The sequence below is a fragment of the Roseateles sp. P5_B10 genome (genome assembly GCF_056400485.1).
In genome coordinates, this window is the sequence record NZ_JBFULE010000467.1 from 1 (window position 1) to 4,191 (window position 4,191).

General features: G+C 67.2%; 6 protein-coding genes and 1 pseudogene. All 7 read left to right on the forward strand.

Annotated features, from left to right (window positions below; all coding sequences use genetic code 11):
- Positions 1–833 (forward strand): type II secretion system F family protein (locus tag AC1DU6_RS22020; protein ID WP_477859606.1); only part of this gene is annotated, 833 nt, incomplete at its 5' end.
- Positions 834–986: 153 nt separating this feature from the next.
- Positions 987–1,364 carry a prepilin-type N-terminal cleavage/methylation domain-containing protein gene (locus AC1DU6_RS22025; RefSeq protein WP_477859608.1) on the forward strand — a complete coding sequence of 126 codons (378 nt, stop codon included), beginning with the start codon at positions 987–989 and terminating at the stop codon, positions 1,362–1,364.
- A 4-nt stretch (positions 1,365–1,368) separates the two neighbouring features.
- Entirely contained in the window at positions 1,369–1,824 is a 456-nt protein-coding gene (locus AC1DU6_RS22030) for a prepilin-type N-terminal cleavage/methylation domain-containing protein (RefSeq protein WP_477859610.1), read from the forward strand.
- Positions 1,825–1,870: 46 nt separating this feature from the next.
- Entirely contained in the window at positions 1,871–2,431 is a 561-nt protein-coding gene (locus AC1DU6_RS22035; RefSeq protein WP_477859612.1) for a type IV pilus modification PilV family protein, read from the forward strand.
- Positions 2,421–3,224, forward strand: coding sequence for a type II secretion system protein (locus AC1DU6_RS22040; protein ID WP_457322778.1), 804 nt, complete (start codon positions 2,421–2,423; stop codon positions 3,222–3,224). The genes AC1DU6_RS22035 and AC1DU6_RS22040 overlap by 11 nt, the downstream gene beginning before the upstream one ends.
- A complete protein-coding gene (locus AC1DU6_RS22045; protein WP_457352705.1) occupies positions 3,221–3,712 on the forward strand; it encodes an agglutinin biogenesis protein MshP in 492 nt (163 codons plus the stop codon). The genes AC1DU6_RS22040 and AC1DU6_RS22045 overlap by 4 nt, the downstream gene beginning before the upstream one ends.
- A pseudogene (locus AC1DU6_RS22050) lies at positions 3,685–4,191 on the forward strand (LamG domain-containing protein); the annotation flags it as partial. The gene AC1DU6_RS22045 and the pseudogene AC1DU6_RS22050, both read left to right, overlap by 28 nt.

Here is a 4,191-nt window from a genome sequence, read left to right on the forward strand (position 1 = left end):
GCTTCTACGTCGCCATGACCCGCGTCGGCGAGCTGACGGGCAAGCTGACCGAGGTCTTCCAGCGCCTGGCCGAGCACCTGGAGTTCGAGCTGGACATCCGCGCCCGCATCAAGCAGGCGCTGCGCTACCCCATCATGGTGATCGTCGCGATGGCCATCGCACTGATCGTCATCAACGTCTTCGTTTTACCGAAGTTCGCCGACGTCTTCTCCCACTTCAAGACCGAGCTGCCGCTGATGACACGCATCCTGCTCGGCTTCTCGGGCTGGACGGTGAAGTGGTGGCCCCTGGTCGTGGCTGCTGGCATCGGCGCGGCCTTGGCCTGGCGAAACTGGATCGCCACACCCGGCGGCCGCTACACCTGGGACCGCTTCAAGCTGCGCCTGCCCATCGCCGGCAACATCGTGCTCAAGGCCACGCTGGCCCGCTTCGCGCGCAGCTTCGCGCTGGCCAGCAGCTCGGGCGTGCCCATCAGCCAGGCGCTGACCGTGGTCGCGCAGACCGTGGACAACGCCTACATCGGCGCCCGCATCGAGCAGATGCGCGACGGCGTCGAGCGCGGCGAAAGCATCTCTCGTTGCGCAACGGGCACCGGCGTCTTCACGCCCATCGTGCTGCAAATGATTGCGGTGGGCGAGGAGACGGGCGAGCTGGATACCCTGATGACCGAGATCGCGCAGATGTATGAGCGCGAGACCGATTTCGCCATCAAGGGCCTGTCCGCCGCCATTGAGCCCATCCTGCTGAGCATCATCGGCGGCATGGTGCTGGTGCTGGCCCTGGGTGTCTTCCTGCCACTGTGGAACCTGGGCCAGGCGGCCATGGGGCGTTGAAGCGACGGCCAGGGCGTGAAGCCTGCAACGGTTTGCAGGCCGGTGTGGACCCGTCATAAAACTCGTGCGCAATTCACTTCTCATCGCTGAGCCGCTGCCCGATAGTCCTGTCACCCCCCGGACCACAGCGCCCAGAGCGCAGGAAGGCACCCCATGAACAAGTCTGTGCAAGCTGGTTTCACCCTGATCGAACTGGTGATGGTCATCGTCATCCTCGGCGTGCTGTCGGCCGTCGCCCTGCCCAAGTTCGTCGCCGTTGATGACGACGCCAAGCAGGCGGCCGTCAACGGTTTTGCCGGCGCGCTGAGCTCGGCCTCGGCCATCAACTACGCCGGCCGCAAGGCCAACATCAACAACGGCGTCGCGGTTACCAAGTGCTCCGACGTCATTGCGATGCTGCAGAGCCCGCTGCCCACCGGATTTTCGGTCACGACGGACAGCACCGCTGCCGCCAACATCACCGTGAGCACTTGCGAGCTGACCRGTCACATCGACAAGAAGGCCACCTTCACCGTCACCGGCATCCTCTGATCCCATGACCCACGCCCCGCGCGCCGACGCGGGCTTCACGCTGATCGAGCTCATCCTCGTCATCGTGATCACAGCCGCCCTGGCGGTGTTCGCCCTCCCCAAGGTGGTGGACACGACGCTGTGGCGGCTGCGTTCTTTTGGCGATGACCTTCAGGGCCGCCACCAGGCCATGCTCAGGCTGGYCCTGCAGCAGCGCCGCCCCATCATCGAGACCATCAGCAGCACCGGCGTGAGCTGGGCCTACGGCAATGGCAGTGGCACCGCCATCGCGACGCTACCCTGCCCTGCGACCGAAAGCCCTTGCTTGTCCTCCAGCGGCACAGTGACCTTCAACAGCGGCAACAGCGGCGCGACGACGACCCACACGGGTGGCGCGCTGACCGTCACGGTCGCCTCCAGCAATTACAGCCAGGCCTACCGCATCGAGGCGGATACGGGCCTGATCTACGCGACTCCTTGAGGCTTGACCCATGAGGCGCTCGGCTAGCATCCCCCGCATGCCGGCCATGCCCCGTCGGCCGCGCCAGTGCGGCCTGAGCCTGATCGAACTCCTGCTCTTCATCGTCGTTGTCAGCATTGCGCTGGCCGCGCTGCTGAAGGTTTTCGTCACGGCCACGACGGCGAGCGCGGAACCCATGATCCGCCGCCAGCAGCTGGCCATCGCCGAGTCGCTGCTGCGCGAGGTGGAGCTGATGAACTTCACCTGGTGCGACCCCGACGATGCCAACGTCGCCACGGCCACGTCGGCCACGGTGTCGCCAACCGGGTGCGCAACGCTCGTCGAAGGCAGCGGCACCGAGCCCGGCGAGACCCGCTACGGCACCACCTCCTTCGACAACGTCAACGACTATGCCGGCTTCTCCATGAGCGGCATCCGCGACGTGACCAACACGGCCATCGCCGGCCTCGGCGGCTACAGCGCCTCGGTCGCCGTGACCTCGGCCGCCCTGGACAACGTCGTGGCCGGCGAGGCGCTGAAGATCACCGTCACCGTCACTGCGCCCGACAGCAGCACGCTGACCTTGCAAGGCTGGCGCACCCGCTATGCCCCCAACGATGCGAACTGAAGGCGTTCGCTCACGCCAGCAAGGCTTCACGCTGATCGAGGCGGTGATGACCATCGTCCTCACCGGCATCGTCATCACCATCGTCTCGGTCTTCATCGTGCCGGCGACGGATGCCTACTTCGCCAGCAACGACCGCGCCCAGCTCGGCGAACAGGCCGACACCGCGCTGCGCCGCATCGCCCGCGACCTGGCCGGTGCTCTGCCCAACAGTGTGCGCGTGAAGGGCAACAGCCTGGAGCTCATCCCCGTCAGCGGAGCGGCGCGTTACGCCACCGCCGGTGCCGGTGCCTTGCAGTTCGGCGTCGCGCCCGTCCCCAACTTTGCCATCGTTGGGCCGCCGCTCGCGATCAGCCATGCCAGCCAGAAGCTGGCCTGGTACAACCTCGGCGCCGACACGCCGGACGCCGACGCCTACGCCGGTGACAACGTGCGCATCTCCGGCAACGCCGCGGGCAATGCCGTCAACGTCGGCGTCGCGGGCGCAGCGCTGCCCAATGCGCTGCAGTCGCCGCCATATCGCGTCTATGCCATCGAGTCACCCGTCAGCTACACCTGCAATATCGCCGCCGGCACGCTCACCCGCTACAGCGGCTATGCCGCGACAGCCAGCCAGGCCGACCCGCCGGCAGGCACCGCCGCCGTGCTGGCCCGCAACGTCACCGCCTGCAGCTTCAGCTACGGCACCGGCGCGGCGACGGCCCGCTACGCCCTCGCCTCGCTGCAGATCTCGCTGACCCGCTACGGCGAGACCGTGTCCCTCTATCACGCCGTCCACGTGGACAACCTGCCATGAGAACGCTGCGCGGCTTAGCGAACCGGAGTACCGGCTTCACGATGATGTCCATGCTCTTCATCCTCGTGGTGCTGGCCGCGCTGGGCGTGGCGCTGGCCTCGCTGAGCCAGCGCCAGCAGCTCGGCTCGGCCGGCGAACTGGCCGCGGCCAAGGCTTACCAGGCCGCCCTGGCTGGTCTGGATTGGGGCAGCTACCAGGTCCTGCGCGGTGCCGCCCAGCCCATCTGCTTCGCCACCAAGAGCATCGCCCTGCCCGACCAACTGTCCGACTTCACCGTCACCATCACCTGCGCGCGCAATCCGGCTGCCGGCACGGTGACCGACGGCGAGCAGCAACTGGCCTTCTACGTCGTGCAGGCCACCGCCTGCAACATCGCGAGCGGCGGCGCCTGCCCCAACGGCAGCACCACCGAGCCCACCTACGCCGAGCGCCAGCTCAGCCGTACCTTGTCGTACAAGACATGCACGCCGCCCGCTGTCTCCTGCTGATCGCCCTGGCCCTGCTGTGCGGCCTCGCGCAGGCCGCGTCCAGCTACACCTTCCGCAGCGACAGCTATGCCTGGGAGACGGCCGCCAATGCCCTCGCGTGGGACCGCAGTTGCACCAGTTACCCGGGCGACGACGACAAGGCCACCATCACCTTCACCGGCGGCTTCAAGTTCACCTTCGCAGGCACGGCCTACACGTCGGTGCGCGTGCTGACCAATGGTGGACTGCAGTTCGGGACCGACACCGGCTTCTTCCGCAATTACACCAACACCGCCCTGCCGGCCGGCGCGGCCGACACGCAGAGTGGCTGCGTTGCCTCGGCCACGACCAACGTCATCCTGGCCTACTGGACCGACCTGGACCCCAGCCGAGCCGGCAGCGGCGGCGTGACCTGGGAACAGAAGGGCACGGCGCCCAACCGCTACGTCGTCGTATCCTGGAACGGCGTCTACCAGTACAACACCAGCACCCYCTACACC

Excerpts from the sequence above, each read along its gene's own strand:
- AC1DU6_RS22040 (WP_457322778.1), top strand. The coding sequence starts at position 2,421 with ATGCGAACTGAAGGCGTTCGCTCACGCCAGCAAGGCTTCACGCTGATC.
- AC1DU6_RS22035 (WP_477859612.1), top strand. The coding sequence starts at position 1,871 with ATGCCCCGTCGGCCGCGCCAGTGCGGCCTGAGCCTGATCGAACTCCTG.
- AC1DU6_RS22045 (WP_457352705.1), top strand. The coding sequence starts at position 3,221 with ATGAGAACGCTGCGCGGCTTAGCGAACCGGAGTACCGGCTTCACGATG.